The sequence below is a fragment of the Verrucomicrobiia bacterium genome (assembly GCA_019634635.1).
Lineage (GTDB): Bacteria > Verrucomicrobiota > Verrucomicrobiia > Limisphaerales > UBA9464 > UBA9464.
Genome location: JAHCBB010000002.1, coordinates 141,780 through 159,951, shown reverse-complemented (window position 1 = coordinate 159,951; position 18,172 = coordinate 141,780). Strand labels below are relative to the sequence as shown.

16 protein-coding genes are annotated in these 18,172 nt (G+C 66.0%); 3 read left to right on the top strand and 13 right to left on the bottom strand.

All coding sequences use genetic code 11. The annotated features are described in order from the left end of the window. Positions 1–509: 509 nt before the first annotated feature. Together KF791_02050 and KF791_02045 are read right to left on the bottom strand one after the other, a co-directional pair. Positions 510–914 carry a PepSY domain-containing protein gene (locus KF791_02050; GenBank protein MBX3731358.1) on the bottom strand — a complete coding sequence of 135 codons (405 nt, stop codon included), beginning with the start codon at positions 912–914 and terminating at the stop codon, positions 510–512. 319 nt (positions 915–1,233) lie between these two features. After that, on the bottom strand, positions 1,234–2,766 hold the full coding sequence (locus tag KF791_02045) for a DASS family sodium-coupled anion symporter (GenBank protein ID MBX3731357.1): 1,533 nt from the start codon (positions 2,764–2,766) through the stop codon (positions 1,234–1,236). Between the two features lie 227 nt (positions 2,767–2,993). Between KF791_02045 and KF791_02040 the strand changes: the two genes are divergently transcribed. Further along, entirely contained in the window at positions 2,994–3,398 is a 405-nt protein-coding gene (locus KF791_02040; protein ID MBX3731356.1) for a DUF1499 domain-containing protein, read from the top strand. 3 nt (positions 3,399–3,401) lie between these two features. Here KF791_02040 and der read toward each other — a convergent pair whose 3' ends face one another. Beyond that, positions 3,402–5,111, bottom strand: coding sequence for a ribosome biogenesis GTPase Der (gene der, locus KF791_02035; protein MBX3731355.1), 1,710 nt, complete (start codon positions 5,109–5,111; stop codon positions 3,402–3,404). A gap of 96 nt (positions 5,112–5,207) precedes the next feature. Between der and KF791_02030 the strand changes: the two genes are divergently transcribed. Both KF791_02030 and KF791_02025 read left to right on the top strand, forming a co-directional pair. After that, positions 5,208–6,692 (top strand): sigma-54-dependent Fis family transcriptional regulator, encoded by a 1,485-nt coding sequence (locus KF791_02030; protein ID MBX3731354.1) that lies wholly within the window; start codon positions 5,208–5,210, stop codon positions 6,690–6,692. Further along, positions 6,689–7,795: a low specificity L-threonine aldolase gene (locus KF791_02025; GenBank protein MBX3731353.1), complete on the top strand. Its 1,107-nt coding sequence runs from the start codon at positions 6,689–6,691 to the stop codon at positions 7,793–7,795. Before KF791_02030 ends, KF791_02025 begins: the two co-directional genes overlap by 4 nt. On the opposite strand, the gene KF791_02020 is transcribed toward KF791_02025, so the two are convergent. The 10 genes from KF791_02020 to KF791_01975 all read right to left on the bottom strand — a co-directional run bounded on the left by KF791_02020 (position 7,779) and on the right by KF791_01975 (position 18,153). Beyond that, entirely contained in the window at positions 7,779–8,774 is a 996-nt protein-coding gene (locus KF791_02020) for a radical SAM protein (GenBank protein MBX3731352.1), read from the bottom strand. The two genes, KF791_02025 and KF791_02020, sit on opposite strands and share 17 nt — an antisense overlap. Before the next feature lie 148 nt (positions 8,775–8,922). Continuing rightward, entirely contained in the window at positions 8,923–9,204 is a 282-nt protein-coding gene (gene rplW / locus KF791_02015; GenBank protein ID MBX3731351.1) for a 50S ribosomal protein L23, read from the bottom strand. A 10-nt stretch (positions 9,205–9,214) separates the two neighbouring features. Continuing rightward, the gene (rplD, locus tag KF791_02010; GenBank protein MBX3731350.1) at positions 9,215–9,850 is read right to left on the bottom strand and encodes a 50S ribosomal protein L4; all 636 of its coding nucleotides are present in this window, start codon (positions 9,848–9,850) and stop codon (positions 9,215–9,217) included. A 15-nt stretch (positions 9,851–9,865) separates the two neighbouring features. Beyond that, entirely contained in the window at positions 9,866–10,618 is a 753-nt protein-coding gene (rplC, locus tag KF791_02005) for a 50S ribosomal protein L3 (GenBank protein MBX3731349.1), read from the bottom strand. A 13-nt stretch (positions 10,619–10,631) separates the two neighbouring features. Next, on the bottom strand, positions 10,632–10,940 hold the full coding sequence (gene rpsJ / locus KF791_02000; GenBank protein MBX3731348.1) for a 30S ribosomal protein S10: 309 nt from the start codon (positions 10,938–10,940) through the stop codon (positions 10,632–10,634). Between the two features lie 33 nt (positions 10,941–10,973). Continuing rightward, positions 10,974–13,160, bottom strand: coding sequence for an elongation factor G (gene fusA / locus KF791_01995; protein ID MBX3731347.1), 2,187 nt, complete (start codon positions 13,158–13,160; stop codon positions 10,974–10,976). An 81-nt stretch (positions 13,161–13,241) separates the two neighbouring features. Beyond that, entirely contained in the window at positions 13,242–13,715 is a 474-nt protein-coding gene (gene rpsG / locus KF791_01990; protein MBX3731346.1) for a 30S ribosomal protein S7, read from the bottom strand. Between the two features lie 33 nt (positions 13,716–13,748). Further along, the gene (gene rpsL, locus KF791_01985) at positions 13,749–14,141 is read right to left on the bottom strand and encodes a 30S ribosomal protein S12 (GenBank protein MBX3731345.1); all 393 of its coding nucleotides are present in this window, start codon (positions 14,139–14,141) and stop codon (positions 13,749–13,751) included. A 181-nt stretch (positions 14,142–14,322) separates the two neighbouring features. After that, on the bottom strand, positions 14,323–16,920 hold the full coding sequence (locus KF791_01980; GenBank protein MBX3731344.1) for a U32 family peptidase: 2,598 nt from the start codon (positions 16,918–16,920) through the stop codon (positions 14,323–14,325). 51 nt (positions 16,921–16,971) lie between these two features. Further along, positions 16,972–18,153: a carotenoid 1,2-hydratase gene (locus KF791_01975; protein MBX3731343.1), complete on the bottom strand. Its 1,182-nt coding sequence runs from the start codon at positions 18,151–18,153 to the stop codon at positions 16,972–16,974. Between the last annotated feature and the right edge of the window lie 19 nt (positions 18,154–18,172).

The window sequence follows — 18,172 nt, the reverse complement described above, 5'->3', positions numbered from 1 at the left end:
CGGGTTTACAAACTTCAATGAAGCCGGGAGCAATGCATCAGAGTACGTTTGCTTCTGCAAGCGAAAAGTTTCTGTTAGATGGCCCAGAAGCAGGAATTGCCCTGCGGGCATTGGGGGGAACGAGCTGGAGGTCTGGGGCTGGGAGGGGGATTGGGGTCCCGGGAGTCAAATCGGGGGTTTATGAGGGCTTGGCGGGTCGCCGGGAGGTCTTCGCGCTGGGGGGGCGACGCCTGAGGTTGAACCAGGTGGAGCCGGCTGCGGCTGATCAGTTCCCAAGGTGGGGGGCAATGGGGTCAGATCTGCAACATTGACACATCGCGGTGCGTATGCAGTCTCACCACATTGCTCGACCGTTGCGGGTAAATCTTGCCGGATCGTGGAGTCACGTGGTGAGTCGGGGCAACGGCGGGGAGGTCTTGATTAAGCCGCGGGATGTTTTGAAACGTCGCGATGCTCCCAAACTGCGCGGGGCGCGGTATTCGAGGGTCCTCGTGCGCCCGTCCCTTAAGTCAATAGTGCAGGTTCGACCCCATTGCTCCGACTCCCGGGCGTCGGGGCTGGGGCGATTCCACCTCCACCTCCAGCACCCGGCCATCCGGAGTCACCTCCACCTCAACCTCGCCGCCGCCGGGGAGCATTACCGTTCCCTCGTACACCACGGAGCCATCGGATTCGGTCTCACGCTCAATCTCGCCGATCACGCCGCCTGCCTTGTAGGCCTCGGCGAGCAACGCGGCCTGGACGGGACCCGGGCAATCCTCGAGCAGTATGGAAACCTCGGATTCGGACTTCTCGGATTTTGTCGAGGGACCCACCAAGGCGCATCCTGCCAGCGTCAGTGCAGCCAGAACCGCCAACGCTGCACGAAATTCGCTCCATACCGGACCGTTCGCAGTGCCACTGAGGTTCTCCATTCTCCACCCACCATGACCCGGGGCGACTTGCGGTCAAGAGGCACCAGACCGGGACGGCGACGCGTTGGTCCGCTCGAATCACGGCCCGGTGCCGGGCTTGCCCTGGCCCAGCGAGACCGGGAGGCTTCAGCCTGTTTGAATGCACCAGGATGCAAGGGGCCCTCTACGTCCCTGCAACACCATCCTCCTGGCCCGCGGGCGGATCAGGGCCGCCTCGGGGATGCCCTGCACGCCACGCTGCAGCGCCGGGGCAGGGCCCTTCATGCGGGCGGGGATGGCGGGACATGAAAAGGGGCCGTTGACCACAGGCTGGAGGAACTCACGATGGGGACAGGAGGGTGACCACGGCGACGATCACCACGAACCCGAACAGGTCGAGGAGGATGCCGTGACGCATCATCTGCACCAGCGGGACGCACCCGGACCCGTACACGATGGCGTTGGGGCCGGTGGACACGGGGAGAAGGAACCCCATGGAAGCCCCGATGCAGGCGCCCAAGGCCGGTTGCATGGGATCCACACCGGCCGCCTGGGCAACCGCGATGGCCACGGGAACCACCATGGTGGCGGAGGCGGTGTTCGAGGTGGCTTCGCTGGTCACGATGGCCACCGCGGTGAACAACAGCGTCATGCCCAGCGCCGTTCGGGCCTGGAAGATCCCCGCAAGGCCATCGCCCACCCAGCGGGCCAGTCCGGTGGAGAACATCTGTTCCCCAAGCGCCATGCCCCCGGCGAACAGAAAGATCGTCCCCCAGTCAATTTTCACCGCGTCCGTCCACGACAGCGTGAACCGCGCCTCCCGCCAGTCCAGAGGCCAGGCAAACAGCACCAGCGCGGCACAGAGGGCCACCATGCTCTCGGGCATCCGGGCATTGAAGGAACGGATCGCCGGGGCAGTCGCGCCCAGGACGAGGGTCAGCACGCCCGGGATCAGCCAGCAGCAGACGGCCGCACCAAAGACGATCAGCACGTTCCGTTGGCCCGGAGTCCAGGGACCCAGGCGCGCATTCTCGGCCGCCAGCCATGCGGCACCGCCCTGGAGCGACGATGCCGGCACGGCGCAGCGCCGATGGAAATTCACCACAAGAAACACCCCCAGGACGAGGGATACCGGCAGCCCCACCCGCATCCATTCCACAAACGAAAGCCGGGTGCCCAGCATCCGCTCGATCATCCCGATGCCGATCAGGTTGGGCGGCGTCCCGATGGGGGTGGCCAGACCGCCCACCGAGGCGCCAAAGGCCGTCAGCAGCATGAGACCGGTGGCCAGCGGGAGCCGGGTGAACTCGAGGGTTACGCCACGGCGCACCGATTCACGCCGCGCGACCTCGGTCGCAATGGCAATCCCGATCGGCAGGAGCATGGCGGTGGTGGCCGCATTGGACACCCACATGGAAAGGAAGACGGCGATGAATCCGAACGCCGCGTAGAGCCGGAGCGGACTCTCCGCAATGCTCCGCATCCCAAGGAACAGAAACGCGAGCCGGCGGTTGAGCCCGTGCTTCATCATGGCCTCCACCAGCATGAAGCTCCCCATGAACAGGAAGATGATCGGATCCGCGAACGGACGGAACACCTCCTGGGCGGGGGCAATGCCGGCCAGCACGCACAGCGTCGGACCCAGCAACGCCGTGACCGCCATCGGCAGCGCTTCGGTCATCCACAGCACGACCACCAGGCCGAGGATGGCCAGCAGGCGGTCGGCCTGCGGGGATACACCGCCCACCGGACAGAACCAAAGCACGCCAAACACCAGCGGGGCGACCACCAGGCCGGCACGACGGCGCCACCGCTCAAACGCCTCCTCGGCCGCGGACAGGACGAGCCGGGGTTCCTGGACTTCCGTGGACACCGGCGCAGTGAACCCCAGCCCGCCAGCCGGTGTCACGCCCCTGCGCCGCGGCGAGACGAACACTGCGGGGGCGATGGCGTCAGGCAGGAACTTCCTTCGCCACCATCAGGATCGCCACGTGCAATGCCGGCCCGCCGGCCCCAAGGTCCGCTGTGCGCTGGAAGCGAGGGGTCCTGGTCCTGGTCGTGCTGGTCGGGATGCTCGCGTCCCGGCTGATCCTCACGCTGATGACCCCGCCCGCCTCCATGACACCCGCGAGGGATCCCCTGCCCCCCTGCCCCCCGACTCCGAACTGTGTTTGCAGCGAGGACCCGGATCCCGCGCACCAGATTCCTCCTCTCGCATTCACCGGACCCCCGGAGGCCGCAATGGAACGACTCCGGCGCGTTGTGCTCTCGTTCCCCGGAACCACTGAGGTCCGCGGCGACCCAGGCCACCTGCGTGTCATCTGCCGCACAAGACTGCTGCGGTTTGTGGACGACGTGGAATTCCGCCTGGATGCCGAAAAATCCGTGATTCACGTGCGGTCCGCATCCCGGGTCGGCTATTCGGACCTTGGGACCAACCGGAGACGGGTCGAACGGATCCGTGCGGCGTTCAATGCGGCCGGGCCGGCATCCGGTGGCCGCTGAGGCTCAACCGGTCCGACGCGGACCGCTCCGTCCCCCGGCCCGGCGTTTTGGCACACTGCCGGCCCGGTCACGCCGGTTGCCGCCCCTGCGCGTGGGGGAATGGACCGGTTTCCCAGACCCACGGCCTGCCGTCACTCCGGTTTTGCGCTTCGGCGACGAGCGCTTGCCGCGGATGGCCTCGATCGTCTTGGGTCGTGCCCGCGGCACGATCACGATGGGGCAACCCTCGTACCCGAAGGCACGTCGCAACTCCCCGGTCAGGTATTTCCCATACGCGGGGCTGAAGTGCTCGTCGCGGTTGACGAAGGCCAGGAACGTCGGCGGTGCCAGGCGGACCTGGGTGGCATAAAAGAATTTCAGGCGGTGTCCCAAGGGACTGACCGGCTGCCGTCGCGTGATGGCCTCGCCCAATGTGCGGTTGAGCAGGGCGGTGGGCACCCGCTGCTCCAACTGCGCGGCGACGTAGCGCACCGCCTCCAGCAGGCGGTCCAGCTGAAACCCGTCGTGTGCCGAGGTGAAGATCACCGGCGCATAATCGAGGAAGAACAGTTGTTCATGCACCCAATCCCCAAAGTCGCCGAGCGTGACGCGTTTCTGCGGCCGGCCAAAGGAGGTCTCGCGACGGCGGCGGCCAAACTCCGCCTCCTGCGCCTGCTTCACGGCGTCGGAGACCAGGTCCCACTTGTTGACGACCACGATGCAGGCCCGACGGGCGCCCGTGATCAGGTCGGCGATCTTCTTGTCCTGCTCGACGATGTGCGTCTCGGCATCCACCACCAGCAGGACGATGTCGGCCCGCTCGATGGCGTCGCGGGTGCGCTCCGCACTGAAGTATTCGATCGTGTCCGCAACCCTGCGGGCCTTGCGCAACCCGGCCGTGTCAATCAGCACATAGGCCTCGCGGCGATCGCCGGTGGTCACCTCGAAGGGAACATCCACGGCATCCCGGGTGGTGCCCGGAATCGGGCTGACAATCACGCGCTCGGATCCGGTCAGGGCATTGATGATGGACGACTTGCCCACGTTGGGCCGACCGACAATCGCCAGCCGCACCGGGCGTCCCCGGCGTCCCATGAGCCCCCGGGCGTCCGGGGCCCCGGGAGCCACGGATGCCGGGTCCGGAATTTCCGCGGAGCCGGCTGCGGCCCCGGAATCCTCGGATCCCTCAGGCCGAGGCAGCCGCGACGTGACGTCGGCCAGCAGGGCATCCAACCCCATGCCATGGATGGCGCTGACGGGATGCACGGTCTCGAAACCCAGGCGGGCAAATTCCGCGGCGGTTTCCTCCAGTGATGGGTTGTCGGCCTTGTTGGCGACCACCAGCACCGGCTTGTGGGTTCCGCGGAGTCGTTGGGCCACTTCGAGGTCCAGCGGCACCATCCCTTCCTGCACGTTCACCACCAGGAGGATCACCTGCGCGGATTCCAGGGCGATCCCGACCTGATCGAGTGCGGCGCTGGCGATCACGTCATCGGCCCGTTCGCCGGGCCGGAGTCCGATCCCGCCGGTGTCCACAAGCAGGAACGGGCGTCCGGACCACTCCGCCTCGGCCATGACGCGGTCCCGGGTGACTCCGGGCTGATCATGCACGATGGCGATCCGGCGTCCGGCGATCCGGTTGAATAATGCCGACTTGCCCACATTGGGACGACCGACGATGGCGACAACTCCCTGCACCGGTGCAGCGTGCCGCAGCCCGCGTGCCTCCGCCATCCGCAATGCGGCGTCCGGTGGCCCCGCCGGCCCCGAATCCCCCGCCCGGGACGCCTTCGGGCTTGGAGTGTCTCCCGCATGCCGTAACGTGCCGCCGTGGCGACGATCCTCCTCGTGGACGACGAGATGACCATGGTGCAGATGGTCGCCGAGGTGCTGCGTGCCGACGGGCACGAGGTGCTCCCGTTCACCAACTACTCCGGAGTGATCGAGGCGCTGGCCTCCCGGCGCCCGGAACTGGTGATCACCGACCTGTATCTCGACAAGACGCGTCCGCACGGCCTCGACATTCTCCGAAAGGTCCGTGAGCTCTCACCGCCGCCCGCCGTGATTGTCATCAGCGGCTTCGGGACGGTGGAGAACGCGGTGGATGCGATGAAGCTCGGGGCGTTCGATTTCCTGCGAAAGCCCTTCAACCTCGGAGACCTCCGGCTCTGTGTGCGCCGGGCGCTGAGCTACACGGCCGCTGTCGCCGAGAACACGGAACTGCGCAAGGAGTTGCGCCGGCAGTACCGCTTCTCGCAGATCATCGGCGCCAGCCCCCGGATGCAGGAAGTCTTCCGTCTGGTGGAAAAGGTGGCGGACACCCCCACCACGGTGCTGGTGCTGGGCGAGAGCGGCACCGGCAAGGAACTGATCGCCCGCGCGCTCCACTACAACTCCAACCGGGCCGCGGCCCCCTTTGTACCGATCAATTGCTCCGCCCTGCCCGAAAATCTGCTGGAGTCCGAATTGTTCGGCCATCGCAAGGGGGCGTTCACCGGGGCGGTGTCGGACAAGGATGGGCTGTTCCAGGAGGCGGCTGGCGGCACGCTGTTCCTGGACGAAATCGGCACCATGCCGCCCCAGCTCCAGAGCCGCCTGCTCCGGGTGCTTCAGGACAAGGAAGTGCGCCGCGTCGGCGACAACACCGCGGTCGCGGTGGATGTCCGGGTGATCGCCGCGACCAACGAAAACCTGGAGACGCTGGTTCGGGACGGACGGTTCCGGGAGGACCTGTATTACCGGCTCAACGTGGTCCCGATCGCGCTGCCACCGCTGCGGGAACGGCCCGACGACCTCCCCATGCTGGTCGCCCATTTCCTGAAGGACCGGGTCCATCTCCGGTCCGATCAGCCCTTCCGGGTGACCCGGCGTGCCCTCGCGGCGCTGACCGCCTACCGTTGGCCCGGCAACGTGCGGGAACTCGCCAACTATATTGAGCGGGCCGCCATCCTTGCCGACACTCCCTTGATCCAGGTCGCCGACCTGCCCCCGGTCGTCCAGGCCTGCGCCCCGGCGGATGATGGACAGGAGGCGCAACAGGCCGCTGAAACGGCGACACCGGTTGGAGCCGCGGTCGGGCCCGGACCTGGAGCGGGGACCGGGCCGGTGGTATCCCAGCCCGCCACGGACTCCGAGCCTCACCCGCAGACCAACGGTCTCGTCAGCCTTAAGAAATTCCTGAGAGACCACGAAACGAGCTACCTGCGGCACGCCGTCGCCTTCGCCAACGGGGACAAGGAGGCGGCGGCACGGCTGCTCGACATCAGTCTCGCCACCCTGTACCGCAAACTCGCCGAGTCTCCAGAAACGTCATGACCGCCGCCCCGGATCCCACCACCCGGACCTCCCAGGCTCCTGCTGACCTTCCGCAGGAACCGGTGCCCATCCGCCGACACTTCGCCTCCGACAACTACGCCGGAATTGCCCCGGAGGCGTGGGCGGCCCTTGAGGAAGCCAACCGTGGACACGCCCCCGCCTACGGGAATGACCCATGGACCCAACGTGCAGCCGACCGGATCCGTCAGTTGTTCGAGACGCCCTGCGAGGTGTTCTTTGTCTTCAACGGCACCGCGGCCAATTCGCTCGCCCTCGCCCATTGCTGCCAGAGCTACCACAGCGTCCTGTGCCACGAGGTGGCCCACGTCGAAAAGGACGAGTGCGGTGCCCCCGAGTTCTTTGCCAATGGCTCCAAGCTGCTCCTGCTTCCCGGGGCCAACGGCAAACTCACCCCGGACGGCATCGAGGAGGCAGTCCTGCGGCGGACCGACATTCATTACCCCAAGCCCCGGCTGGTCAGTGTGACGCAGGGCACCGAGGTCGGGACCGTGTACACGCCCGCCGAACTGCGGGCGATTGGTGCGATGGCCAAGAAGCACGGGCTCCGGCTGCACATGGACGGTGCCCGGTTCGCCAACGCCGTGGCCACGCTCCGGGTCGCGCCGCGGGAGATCACCTGGCAGGCCGGGGTGGATGTCCTGTGCTTCGGGGGCACCAAAAACGGCATCCATGTCGGCGAGGCCGTGGTGTTCTTCAACCGGGAGCTCGCGCGGGAGTTCGACTACCGGGCAAAACAGGGCGGACAGCTTTGTTCCAAGATGCGTTTCGTGGCGGCCCCGTGGGTGGGGATGCTGAAGGACGACGTCTGGCTGCGCCATGCCTCCCACGCCAACACCATGGCGGCGCTGATGCACGAACTGCTTTCGCCAATTCCCGGCGTGACCATCCTCTTTCCCAGGGAGGCCAACGCCGTCTTCATTGAACTCCCCAAGCGGGCCATCCAGGCCCTGCACGCCCGCGGATGGCTGTTCTACAACTTCATCGGCGAGGGCGGCTGCCGGCTGATGTGCTCCTGGGACACCGCCGAATCAGACGTCCGGGCCTTTGCCGCCGATGTGGCGGAGGTCATGAGTCACGGGTGACCGCGGGTGCGGCGGCCGCGGCACCGATCCGCGGCAGGATCTGCTGCAGGCGGTTCATGCGCTCCATCCGGTCCCGGCGCTCCAGGAATCCGGTCTCATGCGCGCCGAACCGGTCGAGTTCCCAGAGGTCCATGAACACCCGTCCTCGACCCAGGGCCATCACCCGGTCGAAGGCCTCCTCGATCAACGCCAGCCCTGGCTCGCGGAACAGTCCGAGTCGCTCCAGCTCACGAAGCGCGCCCTCGCCCCCACGCGTTGGAATCAGGGAGACGACGCCGGCGCCCGCTTCCAACGCCACCTCCGACGACCGCACCGCCCACTCCAGGGCCGCGTCTTCATCCAGGAATGGAGGTTTGACCAGCACGAAGGCCCTGACGGCGACGCCGTCGCTCCGAAGGGACTTCGAGGCCCGGACGAAGTCGGCAACGCGGATCCGCTTGTTCAGCCGGGACAGCACCTCGGGATGGACGGTCTCCAGTCCCAGAGCCACCTCGAGCGCCGCAGGATTGATCTTCCCGGCAAACGTCGGGATGCGGGGACCGACCAGCCGGGGATGACACTCGACCACCACCCGGCGGTGCGTGCCGATCTCGGACGCGATCGCGTCATGGTCCGCGAGTGGGACTGCACCGGCATCAAAAAAGGATCCCGCGTTGTAGAGCTTGAGGCCCGGGACGTCTCCCCTGCCGAGCCTGGCCGTGCGAATTTGCGTCACGATCGCGCCGGGGGGCACGGGCTCCAGGGTGGTGTGGTGCCACAAATCACACATCAGGCAACGCCACGGGCATTCCCGGTTGGTGAGAAACACCGTGAGGAACCGCACCGCCTCTCCGGAGTCGTCCGGCTCAACTTCCTCGATCCAACCCTGCGGCCGGTCCGCCGGAAGCGCGCGACGCGATCCGTTGAGATCCGGACGCAGCCCGACGATCCAGGCGGTGGGATCCTCCCCCGCAGGTGTCGGTGGCAGCGGTACAGTCACGCGCGGCCCAGAGTCGCAATCCGCCCGAAACTCGCACCCGAAAACGGCGGAAGCACCGCGTCCGACTTGGAGGGATCCATCAATGAAAACGGCGTCCCCAGTGAGGGACGCCATATCCAGTCAGGAGGCCCTCCCCGGGGACTCCGTCTCAGGCAAGCTCGATGCGATCCCCCTTCTTGAGGGTCACAATCGCCTTCTTCCAGTCGGCATCGCGCCCGGCAGCCTTCGTGGACTGCCGTCGGGCCTTGCCCCGCACCTGGAGCGTGTTCACCCGCAGGACGGTGACCTTGAACAACTCCTCCACCGCACGTTTGATCTGGGGGGCGGACGCCCGCCGGTCGGCCACCAGCGTATATTGATTGAACCGCTCGGTCTGTAGCGTCCCCTTCTCGGTGACACGAACCGTCTTGATGATGTCGTAGGCGTTCATGGCGGGGGGATCAGTGCTGGATCTTCTTGCTGATGCGGGCCTCGAGCTGCTCAAAGGCCGCGCGGGTGAACACCAGCTTGTCAAAGCGGAGCACGTCATAGGTGTTGATGACGGCCCCGGTCGTCACCTCAACCCCGAGCACGTTGCGGGATGCGCGGTCCAACTGGGCATCCGGCGATGCCACAATCACCAAGGTGGTTCCGGTCAGGCCGAGGGTGCCAAGAACGGCGACAAACTCGCGGGTTTTCGGGGCGGTCAGTTTCAGATCGTCCAGGATCAGGACATCCCCGCCCTTGAGCCGCTCGCTCAGGGCCTTCCGCAGGGCCAACTGGCGGACCTTGCGATTCACCTTCTTGTCGTAGTCCCGGGGTTTGGGTCCGAAGACGACGCCACCACCCCGCCAGAGCGGCGAGGCAAAAGAGCCGGCGCGGGCACGTCCGGTCCCCTTCTGGCGCCACGGCTTCTTCCCGGTGCCGCGCACTTCACCCATGGTCTTGGTGCAGGCGGTGCCGCTGCGCTGGGCCGCCTGGTGGGCGACCACGGTGTCGTGAACCGCCTGGGTGCCCCGGCCGTCTTCGATGACCGGGAACGACACGTCCAGCTCCCCGGACGGATTTCCCTGAATGTTTTGGATCGAGAGTTTCATGGATTGGACTCCGGGCTACTTCTTCTTCTTGCCTGCCGCCTTTTTGTCATCGGCCTTTTTCTGGGCGGCGGCGATGGCGGCGGCGCGCGCCTTTTCACGATGTTCGTGGATCGCCTTCAGCCGCGGGGAACCGACGGGGATTTTCTTGGCCTCGCGGATGATGCAATAGTCGCCCTCGCTGCCCGGGAAGGAGCCGCGGATCAACAGGACATTGTCCTCCTTGCGGACCTGGACAATCTCCAGGTTCTGCGCTGTCCGGCGGACCTGGCCCATGTGGCCGGGCATCTTGAGCCCCTTGTTGACGTGTCCCGGAAAGAGACGGCAGCCGATCGCGCCCGAGCGGCGGTGCCAGCCCTTCGCCCCGTGGGTCATATCGCCGCCTGCAAAACCCCAGCGGCCCACGACGCCCTCAAATCCGCGCCCTTTCGTGGTGCCAATGCAGTCCACAAACTGCCCGACCTCGAACAGGTCGGCGCCGAGCAGGTCTCCCGGCTTCACCTCCCGGGAGAAATCCCGGAATTCGCGGATGCGTTTCACCGGACCACCATTCTGTTTGCGGATGTGCCCGAGGAGGGGCTTGGGAAGCCGGGACTCCTTCTGCGCATCAAATCCGAGTTGCACCGCCGCGTACCCGTCGCGGCCGTCCTTCTTTTTCACCTGAAGCACCAGGTTGGGCCCGACCTGCACCACCGTGACCGGGGTGGCGACCCCGTCCACGTTGTACACGCGGGTGTGCCCGAGTTTCTTTCCAATGAGTCCGAGTGGCATGGGGGGATTCGGGTTAGATTTTGATCTGAATGTCCACCCCGGCCGGCAGGTTGAGCTTCTTCAACTCATCCACGGTCTTTGCAGTGGGGTCCAGGATGTCAATCAACCGCTTGTGCGTCCGCTGCTCGAAGGACTCCATGGACTTTTTGTCCGCGTGCGGCGAGCGGTGGAGCGTCACCCGCTCAATGTGGGTCGGAAGCGGGATGGGACCGGCCACACGGGCACCGGAGCGCTTGACGGTTTCGACGATTTCACTCGCCGAGGCGTCAATCACCCGGTGGTCGTACGCCTTGAGGCGGATGCGGATGCGTTGTCCAGACATACAAAGAACAGGTTGAATTGATGGGACCGAAAACTAGCTGCGCGCGGCGGGACGTTTCTTGGCGGCGTCGAGGATCTCGGCGAGGACGCTGGACGGCACCTCCTCGAAGGCGGCGGGCTCCATGGAGTAGGAGGCCCGGCCCTTGGACAACGACCGGATCGCCGTCGCATAGCCGAACATCTCCTTGAGCGGCACGTTCGCGGTGACGATGGTCTGGCCCGCCTTGGCATCCACACCCTGGATGACCCCGCGGCGGCGGTTCACGTCGCCGAGGATGTCGCCCTGGTATTCATCGGGCGTGGTGACCTCCACTTTCATGATCGGCTCCAGCAGGACCGGACCCGCCTTCCCGAAGGCATCCTTGAGCGCAAAAATGCCGGCCATCTTGAAGGCCAGTTCATTCGAGTCCACCTCGTGGAAGGAGCCGTCCGTGATCTCCACCTTGACGTCAATCACCTGGTAGCCGGCGTACACGCCGGACCGGATCGCCTCGCGGATGCCGTCCTCGACCGCAGGGATGTACTCCTTGGGAATGGCGCCACCGACGATTTCGTTGACCACTTCGATGCCCTTGCCCTTTTCGTTGGGCTCGATCTTGACGCAGGCGTGTCCGTACTGGCCGCGTCCGCCCGACTGGCGGATGAACTTGCCTTCGCCATCCGCACTCCGGGTGATGGTCTCGCGAAAGGCGATCTGCGGTGCGCCGGCGTCGGCCTCCACCTTGAACTCGCGCTTCAACCGGTCGCGGATGATCTCGAGGTGAAGTTCGCCCATCCCGGCGATGATCAACTGACCCGTCTCTTCGTTGGTGAAGACGCGGAAGGTGGGGTCCTCCTCGGCCAGGCGCTGGAGCCCTTCGGACATCTTGTCACGGTCCGCCTTGGTCTTGGGCTCGATGGCCATGCTGATCACCGGCTCCGGGAAGGTCGGCGGCTCGAGCATGACGTCGAACTCTTCATCGCAAAGGGTGTCGCCCGTCGTGATGTTTCGCAGTCCGACGAGGGCCGCAATGTCACCGGAATACACGGCATCAATGTCCTTGCGCTCCCCGCCCTGGATGACCATCAGCCGGCTGACCCGCTCGCGGCGGCGGGTGCGGGGGTTGTAGATGGTATCCCCTTTCTTCAGCACCCCGGAGTAGACGCGGAAGAACACCAGCTTGCCGGCGTAGGGGTCGGTCCAGAGCTTGAACGCCAGTGAACAGAACCGGGCATTGTCATCGGGCTCGATCGTGACCTGGTCGGTCGCACCCGGGACATGACCGACGGCGGCCGGGATGTCGAGCGGCGAGGGCAGATAGTCAATGACCGCATCAATGAGCACCTGGACACCCTTCTTCTTGAACGCCGAGCCGCACAGGACCGGCACCAGCTCAATCTTGCAGGTGAGGCGACGGATCGCCGCCTTGAGCACGGCCGCACTGATCGGCTTCTCCTCGAGGACGAGCTCGGCAACGGCGTCATCCTTGTTGGAGACCGCCTCAATCAACTCCTTCAGGGCTTGGGCAGCCTCTTCGCGGAGGGCCTCCGGAATTTCGCGGACCTCGTATTTCAACCCCTCGTTGGGCACGTCGCCGGGGCCCCAGACGATCGCCTTCTGGTTGACGACATCAATCACGCCCTCAAAGCGCTCCTCGGCGCCGATCGGGAGCATGATCGGGAAGGCGTAGGCGTTCAGCTTCCGCCGCATGTCGTTCAGGGCGTTGGAAAAATTGGCCCCGGTGCGGTCCATCTTGTTGACGAACGCAATGCGCGGCACGTGGTACTTGGTCGCCTGGCGCCAGACCGTCTCCGACTGGGGCTGCACCCCCGCCACGCCGCAAAAAACCGCCACTGCACCGTCAAGCACGCGCATGGACCGCTCCACCTCGGCGGTGAAATCCACATGACCCGGGGTGTCAATGATGTTCACGCGATGGGCGATCGCCTCACGCGACTTGAACAATCCCTCCTCCGGCTTCTGCGTCCAGAAGCACGTGACCGCAGCCGAGGTGATCGTGATCCCCCGCTCCCGCTCCTGCTCCATCCAGTCGGTGACCGTGTTGCCGTCGTCCACATCGCCGATCTTGTGGATCAGCCCCGTGTAGAACAGGATGCGCTCCGTCGTGGTGGTCTTGCCCGCATCAATGTGGGCCGCAATGCCAATGTTCCGGGTCCGCTCCAGCGAATACTGGCGGTTCGGGGAATTCAGCGTGGAATTGATGTCGGCGGCGTCACTCATCGAGGGGTACTGGGGCGTGCGGTCCGGGGATGAAAAACGCCCCGGGTCAGCCCGCGGGGCGGTCGGTTGGTTCGGTGGCGGCTACCAGCGGAAATGGGCGAATGCCTTGTTGGCCTGGGCCATCTTGTGGACGTCATCGCGCTTGCGGATCGCGCTGCCCTGCCCCTGGAAGGCCTCCATCAACTCCGACGCCAGGGCGTCCTTCATCGGAATGCCCTTCCGGGAGTCGGCGTAGGTCACGATCCAGCGCATTGCCAGGGCCGTCTGACGGTCCACCGGGATTTCCAGCGGCACCTGGTACGTGGCGCCGCCGACCCGCCGCGCCTTTGTCTCAATCCGCGGCTTGGCGTTGTCAACGGACCGCTGAAGAATGTCGAGCGTGTTGACCCCGGGATTCTTCTCCGCGAGCGCGTCGAGCGCGTCGTAGACGATGCGTCGCGCCGTGTTTTTCTTGCCACTCCGCATGATCACGTTGATCAGGCGGCTGACCAGCACGCTGTTGAACTTGGGGTCAACGGAAGTCGGGCGTTTCTCGGCTTGACGACGACGGGCCATACAAAGAACGGGGGGAGGTTGCGGGGCAGCAGATTACTTGGCGGCGGTCTTGGCGGCCTTGGGGCGTTTCACGCCATACTTGGAGCGGCTGACGCGGCGTTTCTCGACACCGGCGCAATCGAGGGTGCCCCGGACAATGTGGTACCGGACACCGGGCAGGTCCTTCACGCGGCCGCCGCGGACCAGAACGATGGAGTGCTCCTGGAGGTTGTGTCCCTCGTCCGGGATGTAGGCGATCACCTCGACCCCGTTGGTCAGGCGGACCTTGGCCACCTTGCGCATGGCCGAGTTCGGCTTCTTGGGCGTGCGGGTCATCACCTGCAGGCAGACGCCCCGGCGAAACGGCGAACCGTGCAAGGCAGGAGCCTTGCTCTTGTAATTCAATTTCACCCGGCCCTGACGGACCAACTGGTTAATGGTGGGCATTGGAGGCCAAAAACGATTCGCAAGTGTCTGCCGGAGCCGGCAACGGGAGCGCAGAGATTACCAATCGGGCACTTCACTGCAATACGATTTTCGGAAAAATACGGATGCCCATCGCCGCCACCCGGTCCGACCCGAAAAATCTCCGAGAATGGTGGGGAAAGCCCTGGGCAATCGGCCGGAGTCAACGGGCCGCCGCACGGTTCGATGCCTCCGGAGCCATCTGGCCCCGGGTCACGCCCAGCCGGTTTTCCAAACGGAGATCCCGCCACAGGGCGGCTCCCGAAATCTCCCGGCGCAACAGCGAGCCGTAGCGACTGAGGATCGCCGCCACCTCGTCGGAGGTTTCGTTCACGAATTCAATCCGGAAGGTCCCCACGCCGAGGGTCCTCAGACGTTCCACCGATTCCGCGCCCGTCTGGGCCCGCGCGTTGAACACGGTGTTCCGACATCCGGCGTCCGCTTTGAGCGGATGCTCCAGCCCGACCCGGTCGCGCAGCCGCACCTCGTGGCGGTCACACGGACGCCCGCAATTGGTGTAGTCCGTTCCCTTCGAAAGAAACGCGCAAAAGACACAGTGCTCCATGTGAAACAGGGGCATGTGCTGGTGCAGGGTGACCTCAAACCACGCCGGCGGCGCCGCGGTCACGAGCGACTCCAGTTGATCCACATTGAGGTCATAGCTCGCGGTGACGCGTTCCAGACCGTGACCTCGGATGAAATGCTCCGCGGTGAGCGGGTTCGCCACGTTGAGCGAAAAGTCACCGCGCCTCCGGTGACCGGCGAAGGACCGGAGGTGATCCGGATTGCGCACCAGAAAGCCGTCGGCCTCCGCCGACCGTACCTGGTCGAGAATCCAATCCTCACCCGGCTTGGTGATGCGGGGCGGCGCCAGCCAGACCTCCGGACGCACCCCGTCACGTTCCAATGCCCGCACCTGACGCACCACCTCCCGGTACCGCTTGGGATCCTCAAAATCGCAGTACACCGTCCGAATCCCATGATCCAACGCCGCCTCCAGTTGATCCATGCGGCGCACCAGCACCACCAGTTCCGGCACCTCAACGCGGCCGATCGCGCGCGCGACACCATCGGGTTCGACCGCAATCACCGGATCGGCCACCTCCAGACACCACCGGGGCGGGGTCGCACGCTGCGCCTCCAGCGCCCGTGCCGCGTCCCGCCGCACGCGGTTCAACTCGCTGACGGGCAGGATCAGTCCGGAATCCAGGTGGCTTCTCAGCGTTGCCAGCCGAAAGGGGGTTCCTCCCAGGCGGCCGAGCTGCGCCTCCAGCCGCTCCTGGGTCAACGGTTGGTGCACTGCCGGGGTCAGGGGCAGGGACGACGACGCCTCGGCCACGTGGCCCAATTCATCACGAAGAATGAGGGACAGCGGGGTGCCGGCGACGCCGTGAACCTCGGCGAATATCGGGCGTCGAAACCGGGGAGCCTCCCCCTCGAACGTGCGCCGCACTTCGCGGTTCAGCGCCGGATCGTCCGTCTTCCAAAGGCGATTCCCGGGCTGGACTCGGTGGAGATCCGGCGCACCCGGCCCGAATCGCAGTTCCATCAGCGGGCACCCGGATTCCCCGGGGGCCAGCTCCCGGACGCCATGAACCCGGCCGCCGGCCTCGTTGTCGGACGGCGTGCCCGCATCGAAAACCACGCCATCGCCGGCCTGAACGCGACCGGTGAGCCGCACCACCACGCCCTTGGGGGCGACACGAACCACCTCGCCAAGGAGCACGCCACGCTTCTTGCCGAAACGACCGTGCGCCAGTTCCTGGTTGTTGATCCCGCGAAACCACCCGGTGTACAGGCCGCGGGAAAACGCCATCTCCATGCCGTAGCGATCTCCGGCCCCGACCCCGTTGCTGGGGGCGCTTCCGTGACCCGCCGCCGCCAGGGCATCCAGGGCCTTCCGGTAGATTCGAGTGATCGCGGCGACGTACTCCGGGGATTTCAGACGTCCTTCGATCTTCAGCGAGGCGACACCAGCGGCCACCAATTCAGGCAGGACTTCCAGGCCGGCAAGATCCTGGGGACTCAGGAGGTAGTGACGGTCCCCCAAATCCATCCGGCGCCCGTCCACGATCAACTCGTAGGGCATCCGGCAGGCCTGGGCGCATTCACCCCGGTTCGCGCTGCGACCGCCCAGCGCCTCACTCGTCAGGCACTGTCCCGAATAGGCGACACACAGCGCGCCATGAACGAACACTTCGAGCGGGAACGGAGCCGATCCGGGATGGGCCGACCGCAATCCCGACCGGATCTCGGAAATCTCCTTCAGCGAATTTTCCCGGGCGAGCACCACGAGGTTGCAGCCGAGCGCTCGTGCAAATTCCACACCCGCAACACTGGTCACGGTCATCTGCGTGCTCCCGTGGATCGGAAAGTCCGGGGAAAGCCTCCGGACCAGCCGGCACAACCCGACATCCTGGACGATGACCGCATCCGCACCCGCAGCGATGATGCTGCGAAGATATCCGGCCGCTGCCGGCAGTTCTTCGGTGAACACCAGCGTGTTGAAGGTCACATAGCCCCGAACCCCCCGCCCGTGCAGGAAGGTCATCAGCGGTGCCAGATCGGCCTCGGTGAAATTCCGGGCCCGCATGCGCGCGTTGAAGCGGTCGAGCCCGAAATAAACCGCATCGGCACCGTTCTCGACCGCGGCGCGCACACACTCCCAGTCGCCCGCAGGGGCGAGGAGCTCCGGCAGGCGGGACTCGGGCCCGCGAGCCGCCGCGTCACCGACCGCCGCCTGTTCAGAGTTGTCCGTCACCGTCCGGCAACCCTACCTGGGCGAACCGGGGCGGCAACGGGCGTCGTCAGCTCATAGCCGGCCCGCCAGGGATGCGGCATATCCGGTCATCTCCAGAAACGCATTTCCCAGTTCGCGGCCCGCCGCGTCGAGGACCCTGCACGCCCCATCCCAATACGCGATCCCACCCAGGCCACCGGTCAACTCCTGGGCCGCCCGGACCGGCACCAACTGCAGCACCAACGGCGCCCCGGATTCCGGATCCCGCGTTTCAAGGCGCACACGGGCGGGATACACCGCACCCGTCGCCGGACTCCGCCATTGCCCCTCAGTCACCCAGCGAAACTGGGTGGCGTCCAGGTGGCGCACCGCGCCGCCGGCATCCACCCAGGCCAGCGTCGAGAACGGATCCGAGGTTCCATCGTCGCGGCGCAACCGGTAGGCCATGACCTCGCGTCCGTCGTTCAGGCGGATCCCGGCCCAGTCCCAGCCGACCTGACCCGCTCCCAGCTGGCTCGAGCTGTATTCATGATCCATCCAGGCTTCGCCGTGGACCACTCGATCCCGGCCTTGAAGCTTCAGCGTCCCCGTGACCGCAAGCCGCGGAAACGTCAGGTAATGACTCGCAGCCCACGGCTCCGCCGCCTTCCGAGACACCCCGTTGGTTCCGAAAACGACCAACGGTTTGCGCGGGGTCAGGGTGAGGCGGAACGCCACGTCCGCGCGAATGCCGCCCTGGAGCTCCAGCACCGGGCGGGACGGATCCTCTCCGCCCTCGGGAGCCATGCGCAGGAACCAATTCCCGTTACGCAGGTTCAGGGTTTGGACGGAAGCCCCGGCGTCCCATCCCTCCCGGTTGAGCCGTTCCTCATGGAGAAAGGTTCCCGACGCGCCGTCGAGGAAGGCCATGTGGGCCAGATACAGATGCGCGTCGCCGAAGCTCGCGGTCGCGGGGGCTCCGGCGTCGGGTCCCAGGGGGTTGGCCCGTCGGAAAAAGGTGGCCTGAAAGCCATGGCGGACGCCGTCAGGCTCCTGGAGCTCCCCGGTGACGTACCACCATTCCAGGGCGAATTCCGGATGGCTGCCGTGGTCCCGCGGAAAGCTGAAGGCCCGCCCCGGTTGCGGCAGGGCAAAGTCCAACGGCCCGGCGGCCCTCGCAATCCCCGATCCGGAAAGGAGCGCGGTCAGCGCAAGCATCCACAGCCCGCCCGGAGGACGGGACCATCGCGGTTTTCCGGTGACTGTGAGGCTCATAAGGCTCCGGGTGCTCCCG